Here is a 22973-nt window from a genome sequence, read left to right as displayed (position 1 = left end):
TATGGTAGTATGGTATTATAGCCTGCTGTCAATCAAGCCTTTTCAAAAGGCAGATCGCCGCAGCAAAGAGGCGAATCGCGCGATGATTGCGCGGAGACCGGAGGGGGAAATATGGCGAAGTTCGGAATCGGTGTTCTGGGCGCGGGACTGGCCGCAGCGCCGCATTTCCGATCGCTTGCGGATCTGGCTCCGGATGTTGATCTGCGCGGGGTTTTCTGTCGCACCGAGGCAGGCCGGAAGGCCGCGCAGGAGCGCTATGGAGTTCCCGTCGTGTCGCGGCTGGAGGATCTGCTGGAGGATCCGGCGGTCGATGCGCTGCTGGTTCTGACCCCGCCCGATCAACGGATGGAGGTCGTGCGCGCCGCCGTCGCAGCAGGCAAGGCGCTGCTGGTGGAAAAGCCGGTGGAACGTGACACCGCCGCCGCGAGTGAAATCGTCGATCTTTGTGCGCAGGCGGGTCTGCCCCTTGGCGTGATCTTCCAGCACCGGTTCCGCGAGGGCGCGCTTGCGCTGCGCGATCTGATGGACAAGGGCGGGCTTGGGCGGCTTGGGTCGGTCTCGCTGCAGGTGCCGTGGTGGCGGCCGCAAAGCTATTATGACGAACCCGGGCGCGGCACGAAGGCGCGTGACGGGGGCGGGGTGCTGATCACGCAGGCGATCCATATGCTGGATCTGATGCTGTCGGTCACCGGCCCTGCAGCCGAGGTGCAGGCGATGACGGCCACCACCCGTCACCGCATGGAAACCGAGGATTTCGCCGCTGCCGCGATCCGCTTTGAAAACGGGGCGATGGGATCGGTCATGGCGACGACGGCCAGCTATCCCGGCGGGCAGGAGATTCTGACGCTGAACTGCGAAAAGGGCACTGCGCATTTTGCGGGCGGTGTGTTGCGCGTGGACTGGATTGACGGCGGGACCGAAACCTTCGGGGCGGTCACCGCCTCGGGCGGGGGGGCCAATATCATGGATTTCCCCCATGAATGGCACCGCGCCCAGATCGCCGACTTCATCGACGCGGTGCAGACAGGCCGCGCACCCCGGTCAAACGGGCAAAGCGCGCTTCATGTCCACAGACTTATCGACGCGATCCTGCGCTCATCCGAAACCGGACAGCGCTGTTCCGTCACCTGACATCCAGAGGAGGATACCATGTCATTGACTTCCATCAAACTGCCCGAGCTTGCGGGAAAATCGGTGCTCATCACCGGCGCATCGACGGGCATCGGGGCTGAGCTTGCCCGTGCCTTTGCCGCACAGGGCGCCAAGGTGGGCCTGCATTACAATTCCAGCCGTGAGGCCGCCGAGGCGCTGGCCGCCGAGATCGAGGCCGCGGGCGGCACCGTCCGTCTGGTCAAGGCCGACATGTTGAAATCCGATGAGATCATCGCCGCCGTCAAGGATGTGGCCGAGGCATTCGGCGGGCTGGACGGGCTGATCAACAATGCCGGTGGCATGGTCACGCGCATCCCCTATGCCGAGGCGACCGATGAGATCTATGACGAGATCATGGACCTGAACGCGCGGTCGGTCATCACCGCAAGCAAGGCCGCCTATCCCTGGCTGGCCAAACAGGGCGGTTTCGTCATCAACACCACCTCGATCGCGGCGCGCAACGGTGCGGGCGGCGGTGCGGGGCTTTACGGCTCGTCCAAATCCTTCGTCTCGAATGTCACACGCGGCATGGCCAAGGAATGGATCAGCAAAGGCATCCGCGTGAACGGTGTCGCGCCCGGAGTCATCACCACGCCCTTCCATGAACGCTATTCCACGCAGGCGCAGCTTGACGCCATGCTGGCGACCGTGCCGCAGGGCCGCCTGGGCGTTGCGGAAGATTGCGTCGGGGCCTATCTGTTCCTCGCCTGCGAAAGCCTTTCGGCCTATGTCATCGGACAGGTGATCGAGGTCAATGGCGGTCAGTTGATGCCGTAAGGCGGGGAGCGGAACATGACGGCAAATGAAGTGATCCGCGCGCCTGTCGCGGCGGTAGAGGCGTTCTGTGTCAGCGCCTTTACCGCCTGCGGGGCGGATGCGGAAACCGCGCGCGATGCGACGCGGTCGATGATGCACGGCTCGGTGCATGGTGTGGACAGCCATGGCGTGCGCTTGACAGCGCATTACATCCGCGCGCTGGAAGGCGGGCGGCTGAACAAACGGCCCAAGCCCGAGCTTCGGCGTATCAAGACAGGTTCGGGCCTGCTGGAAGCCGATCATGCGCAGGGCGCACGCGCGACCTACTGCGCCATGGATCACGCGATGGAGATGGCCCGCGAAAGCGGCATCGCCGCTGTCGGCATCCGCAACTCCTCGCATTTCGGCCCGGCGGGGGCCTATGCCAAATATGCCGCCGACAAGGGGTTTCTGGCACTGGTCGTCGCGAATTCCGACAGTTTCGTGCGGCTGCATGACGGGACCGAACGGTTTCACGGCACCAACCCGTTTTCGGTCGCGGCGCCCTCGGGCGGGCCTGATCCGTGGCTGCTGGACATGGCGACCAGTGCCGTGCCCTATAACCGGGTCGAGCTGTACCGTTCGCTTGGTGTGACGCTGCCTGTCGGGGTTGCCTCGGATGCCAAGGGTGTGAACACCACCGATCCGCATCTGGCCGAAATGCTGGCCCCGGTTGGGGGTGAATTTGGCTTCAAGGGTGCCGCCATCGGCGGCGTGGCCGAGATTTTCTCGGCGGTGCTGACGGGGATGCGGCTCTCGCCCGAGATTCTGCCGATGGGGGGGCCGGACATGTCCACCCCGCGTGAAATGGGGGCATTCGTTCTGGCGATGGATCCTGACGGGTTCATCGGGGCGGGGATCGTCGAGGCAGGGATGCGGCGCTATCTGGATCTCTTGCGCAACTCTCCTGCGCGGCCCGATTGCCGCGTCATGGCCCCCGGCGATCGCGAATGGGCCGAGGCCGCGCGGCGGCGCGTTGACGGGCTGCCGCTTGATCCGGTCACGCAGGACGGGTTCCGCACATTGGCCGCGACCTATGGGCTGAAACTGCCGTTCTGATCCCGAGGCCCTGTAGTTTGGGGCCTTGGAATACTTCACCCATCACATAAGAAAACGCCCGCAATCCTTTGATTGCGGGCGCTTTGTTTGTTTCGGATTGACTTAGGCCAGCATGGCCATCGGGTTTTCCAGATTGTCGATCACCGCCTTCAAGAACTCTGCCCCCAAGGCGCCGTCGATCACCCGGTGATCCACCGACAGCGTCATCGACATCATTGTGGCGACCTTGATTTCGCCTGTGGCATCGACGACCGGCTTCTTGATCCCGGCCCCGACCGCAAGGATGGACCCATGCGGCGGGTTGATGACGGCGTCGAAGTTCTCGACCCCCATCATGCCCAGATTGGAGATCGCGAAACTGCCGCCCTGATATTCATGCGGGGCAAGTTTGCGGGTCTTGGCGCGGGTCGCCAAATCCTTCATTTCCGCCGACAGCGTCGAAAGCGATTTCTGATGCGCGTCGCGCAGGACGGGGGTGAAAAGCCCGCCCTCGATCGCCACGGCCACCGCCACATCCGACGGTTTCAGCTTCAGAATGCGGTCGCCCGCCCAGACCGCATTGCAATCCGGCACCGCCTGAAGCGCATTGGCGCAGGCCTTGATAATGAAGTCATTGACCGACAGTTTGACCCCGCGCCCTTCAAGCTGCTTGTTGAGCGTGGCACGGAAGGCCATCAGCGTATCAAGCTGCACCTCACGGCGCAGATAGAAATGCGGGATGGTCTGCTTGGCCTCGGTCAGGCGGGCGGCGATGGTCTTGCGCATCCCGTCCAGCGGCACCTCGGTATAGCTGCGGTCGGCGAACATCTTCATGACCGTTTCGGCAGATGCACCGCTGGCCATGGCCGGGGCAGGGCTTGCCGGTTTGGCCGCAGGGGCCTCGGCGGCCCTGGCCGGGGCGGCGGCTGCCGGTTTCGCGCCTTCCAGATCGGCCTTGACGATGCGGCCATGCGGGCCGGAACCGGTGATCTGGGACAGATCAAGGCCCTTTTCCGCCGCAATCCGCCGCGCCAGCGGCGAGGCAAAGACCCGCGCGCCTGCCGCTTTCGGGGCAGGGCTTGCGGGTTTCGCATCGCCCGTTTTTTTGGTTTCGGCCTTGGGGGCCTCGGACTTCGGGGCTTCTTCGGGGGCGGATTTCGCCGCCGGTGCCGCCTCGGCCGCCGAGGCATCCTCGCCTTCCTCCAGCAGCACGGCGATCGGGTCATTGACCTTCACGCCGGCGGTACCTTCGGAGACAAGGATCTTGCCGATGACCCCCTCATCCACCGCCTCGAATTCCATCGTGGCCTTGTCGGTCTCGATCTCGGCGAGGATCTGGCCCGACTTGACCTCATCCCCCTCCTTGACCAGCCATTTTGCCAGCGTGCCTTCCTCCATCGTCGGAGAAAGCGCGGGCATCAGGATCTGCGTTGCCATAGCGTGTCCTCCTTAACGGTAGCAGACGGATTTGACGGCCTCGACCACCTCGGCGGTCGTCACCAAAGCGTGTTTTTCAAGATTGGCCGCATAGGGCATCGGCACATCCTTGCCCGTGCAGTTGATCACCGGCGCATCCAGATAGTCGAAGGCGCGTTCCATGATCACCGCCGACAGATGGTTGCCGATGGACCCCACGGGGAAGCCTTCCTCGACCGTGACGCAGCGGTTGGTCTTCTGGACCGATGCCAGAACCGTGTCGTAATCCAGCGGGCGCAGGGTGCGCAGGTCGATCACTTCGGCCGAAATGCCCTCGGCGGCCAGTTTGTCTGCCGCTTCCAGCGCATAGGTCATGCCGATGCCGAAGGACACGATGGTGACATCCGTCCCTTCGCGCCAGATCCGGGCCTTGCCGAAGGGAATGGTGAAATCATCAATCTGCGGCACCTCGAAGGATTTGCCATAGAGGATTTCATTCTCAAGGAAGATCACCGGGTTCGGATCGCGGATCGCCGATTTGAGCAGGCCCTTCGCGTCGGATGCCGAATAGGGGATAACGACCCGCAGGCCAGGAATCGCCGAATACCATGCCGAATAGTCCTGACTGTGCTGCGCGCCCACCCGCGCCGCCGCCCCGTTCGGGCCGCGGAACACGATGGGTGATCCCATCTGCCCGCCCGACATATAGAGCGTCTTTGCCGCCGAATTGATAATGTGATCAATGGCCTGCATGGCGAAGTTGAAGGTCATGAACTCGACGATGGGCCGCAATCCGGCCCAGCTTGCGCCAACCGCGATCCCGGCAAAGCCATGTTCGGTGATCGGGGTGTCGACCACACGCTTCGGCCCGAATTCATCCAGCAGGCCCTGACTGATCTTGTAGGCGCCCTGATATTCGCCGACCTCTTCGCCCATCAGGAACACGGTGCCATCGCCGCGCATTTCCTCGGCCATGGCCTCACGCAGGGCCTCACGCACGGTCATGGTCTTCATCGCCGTGCCTTCGGGCCAGTCGGGCGAGGCTTTGGACACCACCTCTACCGGGGCGGCGCTGCGCGCCTCGGCCTTGGGCGCGCCGGATTCGGTTTCGGCGGGCGCCTCATCGGATTTTCCGGCATCGGCGGCGGGCGCTTCGGCAGCAGCCGAGGCATCCTCGCCTTCCTCGACCAGCACCGCGATGGGGGTGTTCACCTTCACCCCGGCGGCGCCTTCCTCGACAAGGATCTTGCCGATGATGCCTTCATCCACGGCTTCGAATTCCATCGTCGCCTTGTCGGTTTCGATCTCTGCAAGGATCTGGCCGGATTTGACGGTATCGCCTTCCTTGACCAGCCATTTCGCAAGCGTGCCTTCCTCCATCGTGGGAGACAGCGCGGGCATGAGTACTTGAATAGCCATTCTGTGTTCCCCCCTCAGGCGTAGATATCGGTCCAGAGTTCCTCAAGCGCGGGCTCGGGGCTCTCCTTGGCGAATTCAGCACTTTCGTTCACGACCGCCTTGATGTCCTTGTCGATGGCCTTCAGGTCCTCATCGGTCGCATGGCCGCCCTGAATCAGCAGGTCGCGGACATGCTCGATCGCGTCTTTTTCATCGCGCATCTTCTGCACCTCTTCGCGCGTGCGGTATTTCGCCGGATCCGACATCGAATGGCCGCGATAGCGATAGGTCATCATTTCAAGGATATAGGGGCCTTCGCCCGCACGGCAGGCGGCAACCGCCTTTTCGCCTGCGGCCTTCACGGCCAGAACGTCCATGCCGTCCACGGCCTCACCCTTGATGCCGTAGGCGGCGCCCCGTTCCCACAGGCTGGGCGATTTCGTCGAGCGCTTGACCGATGTGCCCATTGCATACTGGTTGTTCTCGATCACGAAAACCACCGGCAGGTTCCACAACTCGGCCATGTTATAGGTCTCATAGACCTGGCCCTGATTGGCCGCGCCATCGCCGAAATAGGTGAAGGTCACATTGTCATTGCCCAGATATTTGTCGGCAAAGGCGAGGCCCGCCCCCAGCGGAACCTGCGCGCCGACAATGCCATGGCCGCCGTAGAAATGTTTCTCTTTCGAGAACATGTGCATCGAGCCGCCCTTGCCCTTGGAATAGCCGCCCTCACGCCCGGTCAGTTCGGCCATCACGCCCTTGGGATCCATCCCGCAGGCCAGCATATGCCCATGGTCGCGATAGGAGGTGACGCGCTTGTCGCCTTCCTTGGCGGCCGCTTCCAGCCCCACGACGACCGCTTCCTGTCCGATATAGAGATGGCAGAAGCCGCCGATCAGACCCATGCCGTAAAGCTGCCCGGCCTTTTCCTCGAATCGCCGTATCAGCAGCATCTCGCGGTAGTATTTGAGCAGTTCTTCCTTGGATATATTGGATTTGGCGGCTTTTCTGGCTGCGGCCATTGGGTGTCTCCCTCCCCGACGGTGGAATAGTTCAATGTTAAACTATCCAAGGGGATACGGAAAAACAAGGCCGGGAATCCGGATGCGGCGCGGAAGGCGCTGAAAACCAGAGAGAAAGGGCAGGGGGCAAGGGCCGGGAAGGCCGGATCAGCGGATCACGATTTCATCGCTGCGCACATAGCCCAGAATATCGCGCGCCTGTTCATCCAGCAGATCAAGGTCCAGATATTCGTCAGAAAGCCGCCGGGTCAGATTTTCCATTTCGGCCAGTTCTACGCGCAGGCGGTCGCGGGTCTCGGTCAGTTCCCGCTTTTCCACCGCCAGTTCGACCTGCCGGAACACGCCGTAATCGCCCTGCACGGCGGCAAAGGTGAAGTAGCCGCCCAGCATCACCGCCAGCGTCACCAGAAGTAAGGAGGCCAGTGCGGGCCTTGTTTTCTGGATGGTCATTCCCTCTGCCTCATTCGGATCCCTCTGACGGGGACATGTCGGCAGGATGACATAACCGATTCGGAAAGGGAATCCCCCAAAGCCGGGGGATTCAACGATTTTTCCGCAAAAGGCGCGATCTCGCGCAGGCGTGACCGGCCCGCATCGGGCCGCCTTGCCCCGCGCGCCGCTGCCCTCGTCTCAGGCGACCGAGGCGGCGTGAATGCCGTCGATGGCCTGTCCCAGCACCCGGTCGAATTCGGCATCATCCTGTCCGGCGCTCAGCCCTTCCGTCAGCGCACGGCTGAAGCTGGCGATGATGCCGGGATTGCGCGACAGGCGGGCATTGGCCTCATCCCGGCTGTAGCCGCCCGACAGGGCCACCACTTTCAGGACACGCGGATGGTCAACAAGCGGGGTATAGAATCCGTCCTCCTCGGGCAGGGTCAGTTTCAGCATCACCTGCGCCTCGCCCTGCATCGCGTCCAGTTTCTGGATCAGTTCCGCCCGCAGCAGCGCCTCGGCCTCGGCCTTGTCGGGGATCGAGATGGTGATCTCGGGTTCAAGGATCGGCACCAGACCGGCCGCGAGAACCTGCGCGCCCAGATCGAATTGCTGGGTGACACAGGCCGCGATCCCTTCGGCATTGGCGGCCGAAATGACCGAGCGTTCCTTGGTGCCGTAAATCCCCGCTGCCACGGCCCGGGCCAGCAGCGCCTCAAGCCCCGGGATCGGCTTCATCACCTGCACGCCCATATCTTCGGCCTCAAGCCCCTTGTCGATCTTGAGAAAGGGAACGACCTGCCGCTGCTCCCACAGATAAGTCGCGGTCGGGATGCCGTCGATTGCGCGGTCCATGGTCTGTTCGAACAGGATCGCGCCCACCACCTTGTCGCCGGTGAAGGCGGGGGATTTGATGATCCGTGCGCGCATCGCATGGATCAGGTCGAACATGTCCTCTTCGCCGGACCAGTCCGCCTCGGTCAGACCGTAAAGTTTCAGCGCCTTGGGGGTGGAGCCGCCGCTCTGGTCCAGCGCTGCGATGAAACCGGCACCTTTGGCGATGCGGGCGGTCTGGTCCTTGTTCGGCATGGTCGATCCCCGGGTTTGTCCTTGATGCCTCTGGGCATAGCGGCTTGGCAAAGAAGGCTCAATCATGGTTGCGCTACCAGCGGCGGCGCAGCAGCATTCCTGTCAGCGCCGCGACCATCTGGCGCGGCAGGACGCGCGGCATGACAAATGCGATCCTGTTCAGAACGCCCGGCACCACGATGCGGCGGCCCTTTTCCATGCCCTGCCATCCCGCCAGTGCCACCTTCTCGGCATTGGCCATCGGCAGGATGCGGTTGATGATCGTCGCCCCCGTCCCGCCATCGGCGTCAAAGAAGGCGGTATCGGTCACGCCGGGGCAAAGGGCTGTCACCCGGATGCCGCTGCCCTTCAGTTCCGAAGACAGCGCCTCGGACAGGGACAGCAGATAGGCCTTGGTCGCGTGATAGACCGCCATCTGCGGCCCCGGCATCACCCCCGCCAGCGAGGCGACATTCAGGATATGGCCCGATCCCGTTTGCGACATATGGGTGACCGCACCTTTCAGCAGCGCCGTTGCCGCGACGACATTGACACCAATGCTGGCGGCTTCGCGCGGCCAGCCCTCGGGATCGGCAAAGGCGCCATTGCGGCCCAGCCCGGCATTATTGATGAAAACCCCGATTTCACGCCCCTGCACGACCTCGGTCCACAGCCGTTCGGCCTCGGCCGGGTCTGACAGGTCGGCGGGGATGACCTCCACCGCGACATGATAGGCGCGGTGAAGCTCATGGGCGAGGCGCTGGAGCTTCTCCTCCTGCCGGGCCGAAAGGATCACGTCGAAGCCCGATTTCGCGGCAAGGATCGCGAATTCGCGCCCCAGCCCCTCGGAGGCCCCGGTCACCAGCGCCCAGATGGCCATGCCCTATCCTTTCAATGCGGCGACCCCGGGCAGATCCTTGCCTTCCATCCATTCCAGAAAGGCCCCCCCCGCGGTCGAGATGAAGCTGAACCGATCCGCCGCGCCCGCCTTGTTCAGCGCGGCCACCGTATCCCCCCCGCCGGCGACCGAGATCAGCGAACCGGCAGCGGTCAGACGGGCCGCTGCCTCGGCGGCGGCATTGGTCGCGGCGTCGAAGGGTTCGATCTCGAACGCCCCCAGCGGGCCGTTCCAGATCAGGGTTTTCGCGCTTGCAAAGACCTCTTGCAGATGCGCGACCGTGGCGGGGCCTGCATCAAGGATCATCGCATCGGCGGGGCAGGCATCCTGTGCCACCACCTCATATGCGGCGCCCGCCTTGAATTCGCGCGCCACCACCAGATCCAGCGGCAGATGGATCGTGCAGCCTGCTGCCCCGGCCTTGGCAAGGATGTCACGCGCGGTATCGGCCATGTCCCGTTCGGCTAGGCTTTTGCCGACCTCGATGCCTTGGGCCACCAGAAAGGTGTTTGCCATGCCGCCGCCGATCACCAGATGATCGACATGGCCCACCAGATTGCCCAGCAGGTCCAGCTTGGTTGAAACCTTGGCCCCGCCGACCACGGCCACGACGGGGCGTTCCGGCGTGCCAAGGGCGGCCTCAAGCGCCTTCAGTTCCGCCTCCATCAGCCGACCGGCACCTGAGGGCAGCAGCCGCGCGATCCCCTCGGTCGAGGCATGGGCGCGATGCGCGGCGGAAAAGGCATCATTCACATAGACATCGCCCAAGGCCGCCAATGAGGCCGCCAGCATCGGGTCGTTCTTTTCCTCACCGGGGTGAAAGCGGGTGTTTTCCAGCAGCACCACATCGCCCGGTGTCATGGACGATACGGCCGTCTTGGCTGGCGCCCCGATGCAGTCCTCGGCAAAGATCACCCGCCGCCCGCCAAGGGCTGCGGTCAGCGCGGGAACCACGGCGGCAAGGCTCATCTCTGCCACGGGCTTGCCCTTGGGGCGGCCGAAATGCGCCATCAGCACAGGCTTGCCACCCTTGGCGATCACATCCTCGATGGTGGGCACGATCTTTTCGATCCGCGTCGCATCGGTGACCCGGCCATCCTCCATCGGCACGTTCAGATCGACACGGCACAGCACCACCTTGCCATCAAGTTTCAGATCGTCGAGCGTTTTCCACGCCATGTCTACAGCCTCCGGTATTGGGGTCGCCGATCCTGCCGATCGGCGGCGTCGCGCCCACCATAGCCCTTTCAAAACGCGGCCCCAAGCACTAGGTTGCGCCCCGAAGTGAAATGCGAGGAGCGCCAGATGGCCGAGATCAAAGACCCCGAGAACACCATCCTGATGGAACTGAAGGGCGGCACCGTCGCCATCGAACTGCTGGCAGATGTCGCGCCGCAGCATTGTGAGCGGATGAAGACGCTGGCGCGGTCGGGCGCCTATGACAATGTCTGTTTCCACCGCGTGATCGACGGTTTCATGGCCCAGACCGGCGATGTCGAGAACGGCAATATGGAAAAGGAATTCAACCTGCGCCGTGCGGGCACGGGCGGTTCGGACCTGCCGGATGTTCCGGCGGAATTTTCCAAACTGCCGCATGACCGGGGCACGCTGGGGGCGGCACGGTCGTCCAACCCGAACAGCGCCAACAGCCAGTTCTTCATCAATTTCAAGGATAACCACTTCCTGAACGGTCAATATACCGTCTATGGCCGGGTGATTTCGGGCATGGAACATGTCGATGCGATCACGCGGGGGGAGCCGCCGCAAAGTCCCGACCGGATGATCTCGGTCAAGGTGGCTGCCGATGCGTAAGGCCGGGATTGTCGCGGCCGGACTTCTGGCACTGGGGCTGGCCTCTCCGGTTTCGGCACAGGCCACGGACGGGCCGGGCCCGAACCTTGTGATCGAGGTCGCGGGTGAGGCGAATGGCACGGTCGTCATCGACATGCTGCCCGATCTGGCCCCGAACCATGTGGAACAGATCACGGCCCTTGCGCGCGAAGGCGCCTATGACGGCGTGGCCTTCCACCGCGTGATGGAAGGGTTCATGGCCCAGACCGGCGATGTCGCCTTCGGCAAGGGCGACAATCTGTCCCGCGCCGGAATGGGCGGGTCGGACCGGTCCGATCTGCGTTCGGAATTCTCGGATGTGAGTTTCGACCGCGGTGTTGTCGGCATGGCGCGGTCGCAGGATCCGCATTCGGCCAATTCGCAATTCTTCATCATGTTCGCGCCCGGACCCTTTCTGGACGGCCAATATACGGTCGTTGGCCGGGTGATCGAGGGCATGGAGGTGGTCGATGCGATCAAGCGCGGCCAAGGGCAGAACGGGTCTGTCCAGGATCCTGACCGGATGGTGCGCGTGACCGTTTCGGAATGATGGCGTGGGGGCGCTGCCCCTCCGAACTCATCAAGGCAGGGGGCGCTGCCCCCTGACCCCCGAGGTATTTGGACCAAGATGAAAGGGCGCGGGATTTGTCCGCGCCCTTTGCCTTTTCAGTCGGCCAGCTGGACGCGGCCGAATTTCTTGCGGCCCACGGCCAGTTTCGCGATGCCATCGGCGTCGAAATCGGTCTCGGTCAGATGGGCTGCGGCGGTGACCGGCGTATCATTGAGGCGGATCGACCCTTCGCCCATCAGGCGCTTGGCCTCTTTCCCCGATCCGACCAGACCCAAAGCCACGAATGGTGCTGTATTGGCGATGCCTGCCGCCAGTTCGGCCCGGGTGACGCGATGGGTGGGCAGGTCGTCCCCGATGCCGCCCTTTTCGAACACTTCGCGCGCGGTGGCCTCGGCGGCCTTGGCAGCCTCGGCCCCATGCAGCAGCGTTGTCACCTCGCGCGCAAGGATAACCTTGGCGGCATTGATCTCGGATCCTGACAGCGCGCCCAGACGGTCGCATTCCTCGACCGGCAATTCGGTGTAAAGCTTCAGGAACCGGCCCACATCGGCATCGGTCGTGTTGCGCCAGAACTGCCAGAACTCATAGGGCGACAGCATCCCGCCATCCAGCCAGACCGCGCCGCCCGCCGATTTGCCCATCTTGCGCCCGTCCGATGTGGTCAGCAAAGGCGAGGTCAGCCCGAAAATCTGTTGGTCCAGCACCCGGCGCGTCAGGTCGATCCCGTTGACGATATTGCCCCATTGATCCGATCCGCCCATCTGCAACAGACAGCCATGGCGGCGGTAAAGCTCAAGAAAGTCATAGGCCTGAAGGATCATGTAGTTGAATTCAAGAAAGGAAAGCGACTGTTCGCGGTCCAGCCGCGATTTCACGCTTTCAAAGGACAGCATCCGGTTGACCGAGAAATGCCGCCCGATATCACGCAGGAATTCGAGATAGTTCAGCCGGTCCAGCCATTCGGCATTGTTGAGCATGACCGCATCGGTCGCGCCCTCACCGTAGGACAGGTAGCGCGCAAAGACCTTGCCCATGCCCGCGATATTCGCGCCGATCTGGTCGGGCAAAAGCAGCGGGCGCTCTTCGGCGCGGAAGGACGGATCGCCCACCTTGGTGGTGCCGCCGCCCATCAGGGTGATCGGCTTGTGCCCGGTCTTTTGCAGCCAGCGCAACATCATGATGTTTAGCAGATGCCCGACATGCAAGGACGCGGCCGTGGCATCATAGCCGATATAGGCGGGCACGACCCCCTTGACCAAAGCCTCATCCAGCGCCTGATAATCGGTGCAATCGGCAAGATAGCCGCGCTCCATCATCACGCGCATGAAGTCCGATTTCGCATGGTAGGTCATGATTGTCTCGTGCTTTAAGGAACGGGGCCGGTATAGCGGCGGCAGCGGGTGGCGTCAAAGGCGGAAGGACGGGGGCGGGTGATGGCAAGGACAGATGCGGTCTGGGCGCTTGGCGCGATGTCGGGCACCTCGCTGGACGGGGTGGACGGGGCGATGATCCTGACCGATGGGGAGCGGATCTTTGACTTCGGCCATACCGCCTATCGCGCCTATTCCGAGGCCGAGCGGGAGGTGATCCGCGCAGCCCTTGGCCGCTGGCCCGGTGAGGTTGGGGTGGAGGCGGCGGCGGAGGTGGTGGAAACCGCCCATGCCGCCCTTCTGGCGCTGTTCCGGGGGGCGGAACTGGTGGGCTTTCACGGGCAGACGCTGGCGCATGACCCGGACGGGCAGGGCACGCATCAGGCCGGATCCGGCGCGGTGCTGGCCGAGGTTCTGGGCCTGCCGGTGGTCTGGGATTTCCGCAGCGCGGATGTCGGCATGGGCGGGCAGGGCGCGCCCCTGGCGCCCTTCTATCATTTTGCTTGCGCGAAATGGATCGGGGCGCAGGCGCCGCTCGCCTTTGTGAATCTGGGCGGTGTGAGCAATCTGACATGGCTGGATCCGTCCCGGCCCGCACCCGAGACGCCGGGTGCCTGCCTTGCCTTCGATACCGGGCCTGCCAATGCGCCGGTCAATGATCTGATGCGCGCGCGTCTGGGTCTGGACCATGATGAGGGCGGTGCGCTGGCGGCAGAGGGCCGGGTTGATGCGGCGGTTCTGGATGCGTTCCTGACCCATCCCTATTTCTTCAGGATGCCCCCCAAATCACTGGACCGGAATGATTTTCCGGGTTTGCCAAAGGCGGTTGCGGGCCTGTCCGATGCCGATGCGGCGGCGACATTGACGGCGGCGGCGGCAGCCTCGGTGATCCGGGGGGCCGAACATTTCCCCGCCCCGGTGGAACGTCTTCTGGTCACGGGCGGCGGGCGGCACAACCGGACGCTGATGGCGATGATCGCGCAAGGCATGGGCTGCCCCGTGCAGCCGGTCGAGGCGGTGGGGCTGGATGGTGACATGCTGGAGGCGCAGGCCTTTGCCTATCTGGCGGTGAGGGTGGCGCGGGGATTGCCGACATCCTGCCCTGCGACGACGGGGGCGCGGGTTGCGGTCGGCGGCGGGCAGATCAGCCGCCCCGACGCCTGAACATCGAGACCGAATAAAGCGCCAGCGCCGCCCAGATCATCGCAAAGGCAATCGCCTGTGCCGTGCCGAAGGGTTCATTGAACAGGAACACGGCGGTCAGGAAGATCATCGTCGGCGCGATATATTGCATGATCCCGATGGTCGAAAGCCGCAGCAGTTTCGCCCCGTTGGCATAAAGGATCAGCGGCACCGCCGTCACCAGCCCGCATCCGAACAAAAGCGCGCTGTCCATCGCATTACCGGCCATGAAATGCCCCTGACCGGTCCAGCCCAGCCAAAGAATGAAGGCCAGCGCGAAAGGCGTCATCAGCAACACTTCCAGAAAGAAGCCCTGATTGGGGCCGATGGGAAGCTGTTTCTTGCAATAGGCATAGGCGGCCCATGTCAGCGTCAGGCTGAGCGCGACAAGGGGCAGGCGGCCGACCTGCACGGTCAGCACGATCACCGCCAGCGCTGCCAGCGCAATGGCGATTTTCTGCAGGCGTGACAGGCTTTCGCCCAGCAGCATTGCGCCCAGAAAGATCGAGAACAGCGGGTTGATATAATAGCCAAGTGCCGCATCCAGCGCGTGATCGGTGGCGATGGCCCAGATATAGATGCCCCAGTTCAGCGAGATGATGGTGGCGGTGACGGCAGCCATGCCGATCATCGAAGGGGTGGCCAGCGCGCGTTTCAGATCGGCGGTGCGGCGCGACAGGATCAGAACCATCCCTGCCACAGGCAGCGACCAGATCGCGCGATGGGCGATGATCTCAACCGGGGGAATATGGGCAAGCGCCTTCATGTAAAGCGGCAGGAAGCCCCAAAGCAGATAGGCCCCGAGCGCGAATCCGAATCCGCTGAGGCTGTCATTATTGCGGGGCAGGGCTGTCTCGCTCATGAAACGGGCTTAGCCGCTCAAGAAAGCGGCTGCCATCGAAAACTTGTATCGGTTACATTCGCCTTATGGTTGTGCGTCTATTGGATGTGGCGGCGATTGCGGGCGGCGCGGGCGCGGCCCATCTCTGGCGATAGCAGCCGCCCTCGGGCTGGGGGCAAGGCCGAGTGTTTCGATGTTGCGGTCCGCTTCCGTCATGGCACGCCCCTGACCGCCGGAGGATGCCTCCGGCGGCGGAATTCTTGCCAGGATGAAATCAGCCGCGCAGCACGGAGCGGCCCGCATATTCGGCGGTCTCGCCCAGAATTTCCTCGATGCGGATCAGTTGATTGTATTTCGCCAGCCGGTCGGAGCGGGACAGTGACCCGGTCTTGATCTGCCCGCAATTCGTCGCCACGGCCAGATCGGCGATGGTCGCATCCTCGGTCTCGCCCGAGCGGTGCGACATGACATTGGTATAGCGCGCGCGATGCGCCATCTCGACGGCCTGCAGCGTTTCGGTCAGCGTGCCGATCTGGTTGACCTTGACCAGCATGGAATTGGCGCAGCCCGCCTTGATGCCTTCGGCCAGACGGCGCGGATTGGTCACGAACAAATCGTCCCCGACCAGTTGGACCGATGATCCCACGCGGTCGGTCAGCAGTTTCCAGCCATCCCAGTCATCCTCGGAACAGCCATCCTCGATCGAGATGATCGGGTAGTCGGCGGCAAGGCTTGCAAGGAAATCGACGTTTTCCTCGATGGACAGCGATTTGCCCTCGCCTTTCATCTCATACTTGCCACCCTTGAAATATTCGGTCGCGGCGCAGTCGAGGGCAAGAAACATGTCCTCACCCGGACGATACCCGGCCTTTTCAATGGATTTAAGAATGAAATCAAGCGCATCACGCGCAGAGTTCAGGTTGGGTGCGAAGCCACCCTCATCGCCGACATTGGTGTTGTGACCGGCGGCGGACAGTTCCTTTTTCAGCGTGTGGAACACTTCGGCGCCCATGCGGATCGCGTCGCGGATATTCTCCGCGCCCACCGGCATGATCATGAATTCCTGAATGTCGATGGGGTTGTCGGCATGTTCGCCGCCATTGATGATATTCATCATCGGCACCGGCAGGATGCGGGCCGAGGTGCCGCCGACATAGCGGAACAGCGGTTGCTGGGTCGCATCGGCGGCGGCCTTGGCCACGGCCAGCGACACGCCCAGGATCGCATTCGCGCCAAGACGCGACTTGTTCGGGGTGCCGTCCATCTCGATCATCGTGCGGTCGATGCCGACCTGTTCGGTCGCGTCAAAGCCCACCAGTTCCTCGGCGATCTCGCCATTCACGGCGGCCACGGCCTCCAGCACGCCCTTGCCCATGTAGCGGGATTTGTCGCCGTCACGGCGCTCATTGGCCTCATGCGCGCCGGTCGAGGCGCCCGAGGGCACGGCGGCGCGGCCCATCTCGCCGGTTTCAAGCACAACATCGACCTCAACCGTCGGGTTGCCCCGGCTGTCAAGGATCTCGCGGGCATGGATGTCAATGATCGTGGTCATGGGGCCTCCGGTTGGTTCGCGGCGCCTTGGGCGCGGTCGGGCCCGGTTTACCCCGCACGGCCCCGCTTTGAAAGCGATTTGCGCCGCGTCTCACGCCAGAAGGTGTAAAGCCCCGACCCGATGACAAGGGCCGATCCGGCATAGGTCAGGAAATCCGGGCGCTCTCCCAGAAACAGCATGGCAAGGATCATTGCAAAGACCAGCCTTGTATACCGGAAGGGGGCGACGACCGAAACTTCCCCCAGCCGCATCGCGGCGGTGACGGCCCAGTAACCGACCAGCCCCGTCATCAGCGCGAAGGTCAGATCCAGCAGGCGCGCAGGTTCCATCGTTTGCGGCGCGGTGCCGGCAATCCCCATCAGGATGATCCCGGCGGGAACCATGGCCAGATAGGCCCATGTCGTCAGCTGGAAGGTGCCGATACTGGCGGGCATCACCCTTGTGGCCAGATCGCGCGCCGCCAGCACCACGACACAGGCCACCGTCAGTAGGCCCGCGGCCTCAAATCCCGCGCCGAAGGGGCGCAGGATCACGATCACCCCGGCAAAGCCGACAAGGATCGCCGACCAGCGCCGCCAGCCCACAGGTTCACCCAGAAACAGCGCGGCCCCCATGGTCACGACCAGCGGTGAGGCCTGCAACAGCGCCGAATTCACCGAAAGCGGGATCAGCGCCAGTGCTGTGACATACAGCATCGTGGCCACGGCCTCGGACAGGGCGCGGATCAGGGCCGCGGGCGAGAGCGCCGCCCGGCACAGGATCGGCTCACCCCGCCGCAGGGCTACCAGCCAGAAACAGGCCGCCCCCGCCGCCCCCATCATCGCGATCACCTGTCCGGGCGGGATGACGCTGGCCGCGCGTTTCAGGAACAGATCCTCAAAGGCGAAGGCCAGCATCGAGCCGACCATCAGCAGCGTCGCGCGGGTATTGTCGGTGGCGATCACGAGGCGGGCTTCTTGATGGGAACGCCATAAAGTTCCAGACGGTGCCCCTTGAGGCGATAGCCAAGCCTCGTGGCGATGCGTTCCTGCAATTCCTCGATCTCGGGATCGACGAATTCGATCACCTCGCCGCTCTGCATGTCGATCAGATGGTCGTGATGGTCACGCTCGGCATCCTCATAGCGCGCGCGGCCGTCGCCGAATTCCAGCCGTTCCAGAATCCCCGATTCCTCAAACAGCTTGACCGTGCGGTAAACCGTCGCGATCGAGATTTTCGGGTCGATGGCTGCGGCACGGGCGAACAGTTCCTCGACATCCGGATGGTCGTCGGCAGCGCCGATCACCCGCGCCACGACGCGGCGTTGATCGGTCATGCGCAAGCCCTTTGCCTCGCAGCGGGCGATAATATCCTTGGTCATGGTCTGGTCCGTCCGTCGCGTTCTGACGGTTTAGGGGTTTCGGCCGCGCGGCACCAGAGCTTTTACCCCGGCAAGCGGCCGGAGCCGGGGCCGGGTCCTTGCGGCATCCCGGCGGCCGGTCCGTTCAATGCTCCTGCTCGCCGCTATGCTCGACCGTGAAGAAGAAATCCTCGGGCAGGTCCTGCAGATGCAAATCGGGCGGGATTACACCGGGCCCTGCGGAAAACACCGCCGATCCGAAATGGCGCTGCATCCGGCACAGCCGTTCCATCCGCGCGCCGGTCAATTCGCCGTAGAAGCGTTCATAATTCTCGGTCGCGCGCAGTTCGGTGATCTTGTCGCAGTGACAACGCACGGAGTGCTCATGCGCGGCGCGGATTTCCGGGTCGGCCATCAACCGGTCGAATTCGACCTGCAAGCGCGGGATCATGCGCTGGATCGACCGGTCCTCCTCCAGATTGTGGTTCATGCGGAACCAGTAATTCAGCCCCTGATCGCGGTCGACATGGTTGACCCGGCCCCGGTCGCGCTTGACCAGAAAACTTTCGGCGGAGCGCACGGCATAATGATTGAGCTGCACCCAATCATAGCCATAGGTTTCCAGGCTGGAGCGCCAGCCATTGCGGAACATCGTGCGCGGCATCGGACGCCCGGATCCGTTCAGCCATGTCACCCGGTCCCACAGATCGGGGATCAGCCCCTTGGGCCGGTGGACGCCCAGTTTCTTGTAGATGTCGATATTGCGGAACAGCGTCTTGAAGCCCCAGGCCTGATGCGGCTTGCGGATCACCTCGGGCGCGCAGCGGGTGAACTGGTCCAGCAGAAAGCGGTCCTGAAAATCATGCACCTCGGCATTGCCGAAAAGCCGCCAAGTGAGCGAGATCATATTGGCATTGCCCATGGCATCATAAAGCGCCGCCAGCGTGCCGTCGCCGATGCGGATATTGATGAACTCATCCACATCCATGCAGATACCCCAACCGCAATCATGCATCACCGGCTCGGATTCTGCGGCCTGAAGGGCGGCATGCTGCGGTTTCAGACCGCTGTCGCGGAACGGGTTATCGCGATGCTGAACGATGCCCTTGCGCTGCAGCAGGTCCAGCATCGTATCGGTGCCGTCGCTGCAATCATTGGTATAGATCAGGAAATCATCCACCCCGATGGCACGGTGATAGGCCAGCCATTCCAGAATGAAGGGGCCCTCGTTCTTCATCGTGGTCACGATGGCGGTGCGCCCGGCCTCGGTCGCGGCCCTGGGGGCCTTGCGGGGCTTCGAGACGGGCGGGCGCACGGGTTTATGCCCGAAAACCTGTTCCGACAGCGTCAGCAACGCGGGATCCTCGACCAGCGATGTCTTGGGGGCCAGTTCGGAGGCCGCGCGTCCCGGAACCCGGATCGCCATGGCGCGGAAAAAGACCGGGGCAGGGCCGGGATCGGGGCGGATATAGGCGATACGCGTCATCCGCCATGTATTGACCAGCCCCGCCTTTTCCGGCGCGACGGCCCAGCGGAGCATCGGCTGGCCCAGGTCGAAGGGCGCGCAGATGTGATCGGCCATGCGCGGCTCGGCGCCGGGGCGCACCCGCCACGGATAGACGCGCCGCCCGGCCAGCCAGATCACACCGCTTTTGGAGGCCGCGCACTGGTCGGCTGCGGTCGGTCCCTCGCCCGGCGGAGGCAGGTAGTCGCTGGGATCAAGGCACATCACCGTGCGCGCGGCAGCAAGGAAGCGCCACTTCACCAGTTCATACAGCAGACCTTCCCCCAGCGGCGCGCGCCATGGATCGGGCTCGGGCTGCTCCATCCGGTCCTTGCCCGGGGCGTCGGGGGCAAGGATCGGGTGGTTCTCGGGCGGCATGCCGGGTTTGCCAAGCGGCAGGGGACTGTCCAGCAGGATCAGCCGGAAATCCCGCATTCCCAGCGTATCCGCATCGGATGTGCCGGCGAAAGCATCGGTCAGGGCGGCTTCCAGCGCGCCCGCAAAATTGTCATCGGGCAGGCGGTTCACCAGAACCGCGCCGCCGATGCCCTGATGGCGGGCATGATGGGCCAGCCATTCGGCGGTCTGGGCGGCGCTTTCCTCAAGCCGGAATCCCAGGAGGCAGTTCCGTCCGGCAAGCGGTTCTGTCTCGGTCGGCTCGGCGGTCAGTTCAAGCACATCACCGGTGGCCAGTGCCACGCCGATCTGGTCCGCTTCGGGGCCCCGGGTTTCGGGGGATTCGGGGGCGGGGGCCTCGAACGTCGCCAGCGTGCCGCCCGAGATCGCGCGCAGGTCCAGTGGCAGCGCACAGTCTGCGGCCCCGTCCGGGACAAAGACCGCCGGATCGGTTCCGGTGCCGAAAAAGGCCAGAACCCGGTCAGGCGCGATGCGCAGGCAATCCAGCAGCGGGCCGGGTCCGCTCGCATGACGCCCCGTCTCGCGCAGGCTGCGGCGGATCAGGCTGACCGCCGCGGACAAAGCCTGCAGCTGGGTGCCCGTGACATGGGTGCCCTTGTCCTGAGTGCCCGTGTCTTGACTGCCCGTGTCATCGGCCCCGGCCCCTTTGCCGCGCTTTGCCGGTGCTTTCGTCATGCCTGCCTGTCCTTTTCATACTGTTTACGCACCGGAGCCCCGCCGTCACCCCGCCGTCACCCTGCCGCCGTATCGTGCCGCAATCTGCGATATCTATTGGCAAATGGAAAGGAATTGGACAGATTGCAGCCTGAACTGTGATACGGACGCCAGCGACCGGTGCGGTCGGAACGGGCGTCAGACGAGTGTAAAGGGAACGAGTCAAATGGCACGTCAGCGTGAGGTGGGCACACTCTGGATCGGGGGGTCGCTAAGCTGGCTGGAGCAGCTTTGTCTCAAATCCTTTGTCGATCAGGGCCAGAAAATCACGCTGTTTTCCTATGAGGACATCCCCAATGTCCCCGACGGAGTCATCCGTCGGGACGGGCGTGAGATCTATGACACGGATGATTTCATAAAATACGAAAAGAAGGACAGTTTCGCGCTTTTCGCCGATCTGTTCCGCATTCATATGCTGCGCGCCTGCCCGGGGATGATCTGGGTCGATACGGATGTCTATTGCCACCGTCCGATGACCTATGATGACGACCATGTCATGGGGTTCGAACTGCCCGATTCACGACGGGTCAACAATGCCGTTCTGGGATTGCCAGCAGACAGTGCGATTCTGTCGGACATGATTGCCTTCATGGAGGATCGGCATGCGATCCCGCCCTTTCTGAAGAAATCGCTGCGCGAGGAATATCGCAATGCGGCGGCAGAGGGGCACCCCGTGCATGTCAGCCAGCAGCCCTGGGGGGTTTGGGGGCCGATGATGATCACGCATTTCGTGGCTGAACACAGGCTTCTGGACCGGGTGCAGCCCTTGCCTGCCTTCTACCCGATTCCCTTTCCCGACCGGCTGACCTTCCTGAAGCGCTCGGCGCTGGTTGAACGGCTTCTGACGTCTGACACGACGGCACTGCATCTCTGGGCCTCGAACAAGCGCGAACTGGGGCTGCGCCATGCGGGCCTGCCGCCCAAGGGCAGCTATCTGGCCGATCTGCTGGCGCGCCATGACATCCGGCCCGAGGCGGCCCCGATCACCGGGCGCGGCAAGCGGGTTTTCGATGCGGGGCTGGTCAATGCCGTCAATCTGGCCGAGGTGCCGGTGATGGCTGATATCGGCGGCAATGCGCAATCGGTGGCACTGGCGGCCTGGGGGCGGTGGTCGTCGCAAATCGACCTTGTGGATATCGACCACAAGGGCAACTGGCCCGGACAGGCCTCGGACTGGGTCGCGCCCTATCGGGAATTCCTGCTGTCCAATGGCGTGCCGGATGATGCGATCCGCGTCGTTTCGGTTGCAAAAGACCTCCGGCAGGCGTCGCTGGTGGCCAATCTGTCAGGCTTTGGGGATGTCAATCGTCTGGCACCCCTTGAGGCGCTGTTCGGTCCGCTGATCGGGCCGGGGGCGCGGCTGCTGACCGATATCCGCAAGGGCTCGGGCGCTTATCCGCTGTTTCGCAGCAAGGGGGAGCGGCAGTTGCTGTCCACCCGATCCGATAACGGGCTTGAGATCGCTCGGGTCATTGTTGCGGTTCACGGCCAGCCGGGGCAGGGGCGTGAACAGGGGAAGGACAAGACCGCCGCACCCGCCGCCGAACCGGCCCCGGCATCCGGCGACAACAGCCAGACCTGGGGGGCGATTGCCGCCACGCTGGCCACAGGCGGCGGCTGGACCCGGGAAAGCGCCGATCATTCCTTTCTTTACATCCCGCGCGGCGACACGCTGGTTGTCACCTTTGACAATCTCGACATCGCCATGACCAAGCGCGAGGATCGCCGCCCCTGGGGCTTTTCCTTCATCGAAAAACAGGGCTGGTCGATGCTGGGCGTCATGGCCAATGGCTGGACATGGTATCGTGACGCTTGGGTTTCCGATCAGTTCGACGATCTGGCGGCCTCGGGCTTTTTCAAAGGGTTCCGCCGCGTGGTTTTCTACGGCGCCTCGATGGGGGGCTATGCCGCCTGTGCCTTTTCCGGCGCCTGTCCGGGGGCCTCGGTTCTGGCGATCTCACCACAATCGACGCTGGATCGCAGCCTCGTTCCCTTTGAGACGCGCTATCGCACCGCCTGGGGACGGGATTTCTCAGGGCCTTACGGCGATGCGGCGCAGGTTTCCGGTGCGGCGGAACGTGTCACGATCCTTTTTGATCCCTATGAGCCACTGGATGCGGGTCATGTCGCGCGGTTCACCGGTGCGAATGTGCTGAAACTGCGCGCGCCGCTGCTGGGGCACCGGCTGGGTTCAAGCCTGCAGCAGATGGGTATCCTTGCGCCGATCACGCTGGGCGCGCTGAACGGCACCCTGACCGAGGCCGAGTTCTACCGCATTCTGCGCGCGCGCAAAGGCTTCACGCGCTATCAGAAGGAACTCTTCCAGCGCGCGCTGGACAAGGGCCATGTCACGCTGGCCCGCCGGATGGGGCGTTTCGTACTGACGCGCGGCGACAACCGCCATATCCGCAAGAAACTGGCCGCACTTTAG

General features: G+C 63.6%; 20 protein-coding genes. 7 read left to right on the top strand and 13 right to left on the bottom strand.

All coding sequences use genetic code 11. The features are described from left to right. Nucleotides 1-111 precede the first annotated feature (111 nt). From JL811_RS10605 to JL811_RS10595, 3 genes are read left to right on the top strand one after another with little or no spacing between them, the layout of a single operon-like run. On the top strand, nucleotides 112-1131 hold the full coding sequence (locus JL811_RS10605; protein WP_202688608.1) for a Gfo/Idh/MocA family protein: 1020 nt from the start codon (nucleotides 112-114) through the stop codon (nucleotides 1129-1131). 18 nt (nucleotides 1132-1149) lie between these two features. After that, nucleotides 1150-1929, top strand: a complete 780-nt coding sequence (locus tag JL811_RS10600; protein WP_202688607.1) for an SDR family NAD(P)-dependent oxidoreductase — start codon at nucleotides 1150-1152, stop codon at nucleotides 1927-1929. A gap of 15 nt (nucleotides 1930-1944) precedes the next feature. Beyond that, entirely contained in the window at nucleotides 1945-3006 is a 1062-nt protein-coding gene (locus JL811_RS10595; protein WP_202688606.1) for an Ldh family oxidoreductase, read from the top strand. A 102-nt stretch (nucleotides 3007-3108) separates the two neighbouring features. Here JL811_RS10595 and JL811_RS10590 read toward each other — a convergent pair whose 3' ends face one another. The 7 genes from JL811_RS10590 to JL811_RS10560 form a co-directional block, all read right to left on the bottom strand. Then, entirely contained in the window at nucleotides 3109-4422 is a 1314-nt protein-coding gene (locus tag JL811_RS10590; protein WP_202688605.1) for a pyruvate dehydrogenase complex dihydrolipoamide acetyltransferase, read from the bottom strand. Between the two features lie 12 nt (nucleotides 4423-4434). Next, entirely contained in the window at nucleotides 4435-5820 is a 1386-nt protein-coding gene (locus JL811_RS10585) for a pyruvate dehydrogenase complex E1 component subunit beta (protein ID WP_202688604.1), read from the bottom strand. Between the two features lie 14 nt (nucleotides 5821-5834). Next, entirely contained in the window at nucleotides 5835-6824 is a 990-nt protein-coding gene (gene pdhA, locus JL811_RS10580) for a pyruvate dehydrogenase (acetyl-transferring) E1 component subunit alpha (protein WP_202688603.1), read from the bottom strand. A 147-nt stretch (nucleotides 6825-6971) separates the two neighbouring features. After that, a complete protein-coding gene (locus tag JL811_RS10575) occupies nucleotides 6972-7274 on the bottom strand; it encodes an FtsB family cell division protein (RefSeq protein ID WP_202688602.1) in 303 nt (100 codons plus the stop codon). 180 nt (nucleotides 7275-7454) lie between these two features. Continuing rightward, entirely contained in the window at nucleotides 7455-8345 is an 891-nt protein-coding gene (locus tag JL811_RS10570) for a fructose bisphosphate aldolase (protein ID WP_202688601.1), read from the bottom strand. A 73-nt stretch (nucleotides 8346-8418) separates the two neighbouring features. Then, a complete protein-coding gene (locus tag JL811_RS10565) occupies nucleotides 8419-9204 on the bottom strand; it encodes an SDR family NAD(P)-dependent oxidoreductase (protein ID WP_202688600.1) in 786 nt (261 codons plus the stop codon). Nucleotides 9205-9207: 3 nt separating this feature from the next. Then, complete coding sequence (locus JL811_RS10560) at nucleotides 9208-10401, bottom strand: phosphoglycerate kinase (protein WP_202688599.1); 1194 nt, start codon at nucleotides 10399-10401, stop codon at nucleotides 9208-9210. Nucleotides 10402-10527: 126 nt separating this feature from the next. On the opposite strand from JL811_RS10560, the gene JL811_RS10555 reads away from it, so the two are divergent. Together JL811_RS10555 and JL811_RS10550 are read left to right on the top strand one after the other, a co-directional pair. Next, a complete protein-coding gene (locus tag JL811_RS10555) occupies nucleotides 10528-11034 on the top strand; it encodes a peptidylprolyl isomerase (protein WP_202688598.1) in 507 nt (168 codons plus the stop codon). After that, complete coding sequence (locus JL811_RS10550) at nucleotides 11027-11602, top strand: peptidylprolyl isomerase (RefSeq protein ID WP_202688597.1); 576 nt, start codon at nucleotides 11027-11029, stop codon at nucleotides 11600-11602. Before JL811_RS10555 ends, JL811_RS10550 begins: the two co-directional genes overlap by 8 nt. Before the next feature lie 116 nt (nucleotides 11603-11718). Here the strand turns inward: JL811_RS10550 and tyrS are convergent, their stop codons facing one another. Continuing rightward, a complete protein-coding gene (tyrS, locus tag JL811_RS10545) occupies nucleotides 11719-12975 on the bottom strand; it encodes a tyrosine--tRNA ligase (RefSeq protein ID WP_202688596.1) in 1257 nt (418 codons plus the stop codon). Between the two features lie 81 nt (nucleotides 12976-13056). Between tyrS and JL811_RS10540 the strand changes: the two genes are divergently transcribed. Beyond that, nucleotides 13057-14157 carry an anhydro-N-acetylmuramic acid kinase gene (locus JL811_RS10540; protein WP_202688595.1) on the top strand — a complete coding sequence of 367 codons (1101 nt, stop codon included), beginning with the start codon at nucleotides 13057-13059 and terminating at the stop codon, nucleotides 14155-14157. On the opposite strand, the gene rarD is transcribed toward JL811_RS10540, so the two are convergent. The 5 genes from rarD to JL811_RS10515 all read right to left on the bottom strand — a co-directional run bounded on the left by rarD (nucleotide 14138) and on the right by JL811_RS10515 (nucleotide 20503). Continuing rightward, nucleotides 14138-15037 carry an EamA family transporter RarD gene (gene rarD / locus JL811_RS10535; RefSeq protein WP_202688594.1) on the bottom strand — a complete coding sequence of 300 codons (900 nt, stop codon included), beginning with the start codon at nucleotides 15035-15037 and terminating at the stop codon, nucleotides 14138-14140. The two genes, JL811_RS10540 and rarD, sit on opposite strands and share 20 nt — an antisense overlap. A 253-nt stretch (nucleotides 15038-15290) precedes the next feature. Further along, a complete protein-coding gene (eno, locus tag JL811_RS10530) occupies nucleotides 15291-16568 on the bottom strand; it encodes a phosphopyruvate hydratase (protein ID WP_202688593.1) in 1278 nt (425 codons plus the stop codon). Between the two features lie 47 nt (nucleotides 16569-16615). Next, nucleotides 16616-17512: a DMT family transporter gene (locus JL811_RS10525; RefSeq protein WP_337924740.1), complete on the bottom strand. Its 897-nt coding sequence runs from the start codon at nucleotides 17510-17512 to the stop codon at nucleotides 16616-16618. Then, nucleotides 17509-17928 (bottom strand): Fur family transcriptional regulator, encoded by a 420-nt coding sequence (locus tag JL811_RS10520; protein ID WP_202688592.1) that lies wholly within the window; start codon nucleotides 17926-17928, stop codon nucleotides 17509-17511. Before JL811_RS10520 ends, JL811_RS10525 begins: the two co-directional genes overlap by 4 nt. Before the next feature lie 124 nt (nucleotides 17929-18052). Continuing rightward, nucleotides 18053-20503, bottom strand: a complete 2451-nt coding sequence (locus JL811_RS10515; protein WP_202688591.1) for a glycosyltransferase family 2 protein — start codon at nucleotides 20501-20503, stop codon at nucleotides 18053-18055. A gap of 205 nt (nucleotides 20504-20708) precedes the next feature. Between JL811_RS10515 and JL811_RS10510 the strand changes: the two genes are divergently transcribed. Further along, nucleotides 20709-22973 carry a hypothetical protein gene (locus tag JL811_RS10510; RefSeq protein ID WP_202688590.1) on the top strand — a complete coding sequence of 755 codons (2265 nt, stop codon included), beginning with the start codon at nucleotides 20709-20711 and terminating at the stop codon, nucleotides 22971-22973.

The organism is Szabonella alba, assembly GCF_016765775.1.
Lineage (GTDB): Bacteria > Pseudomonadota > Alphaproteobacteria > Rhodobacterales > Rhodobacteraceae > Szabonella > Szabonella alba.
The sequence above is the reverse complement of the archived record's forward strand: the minus strand, read 5'-3'. Positions and strand labels throughout refer to the sequence as shown.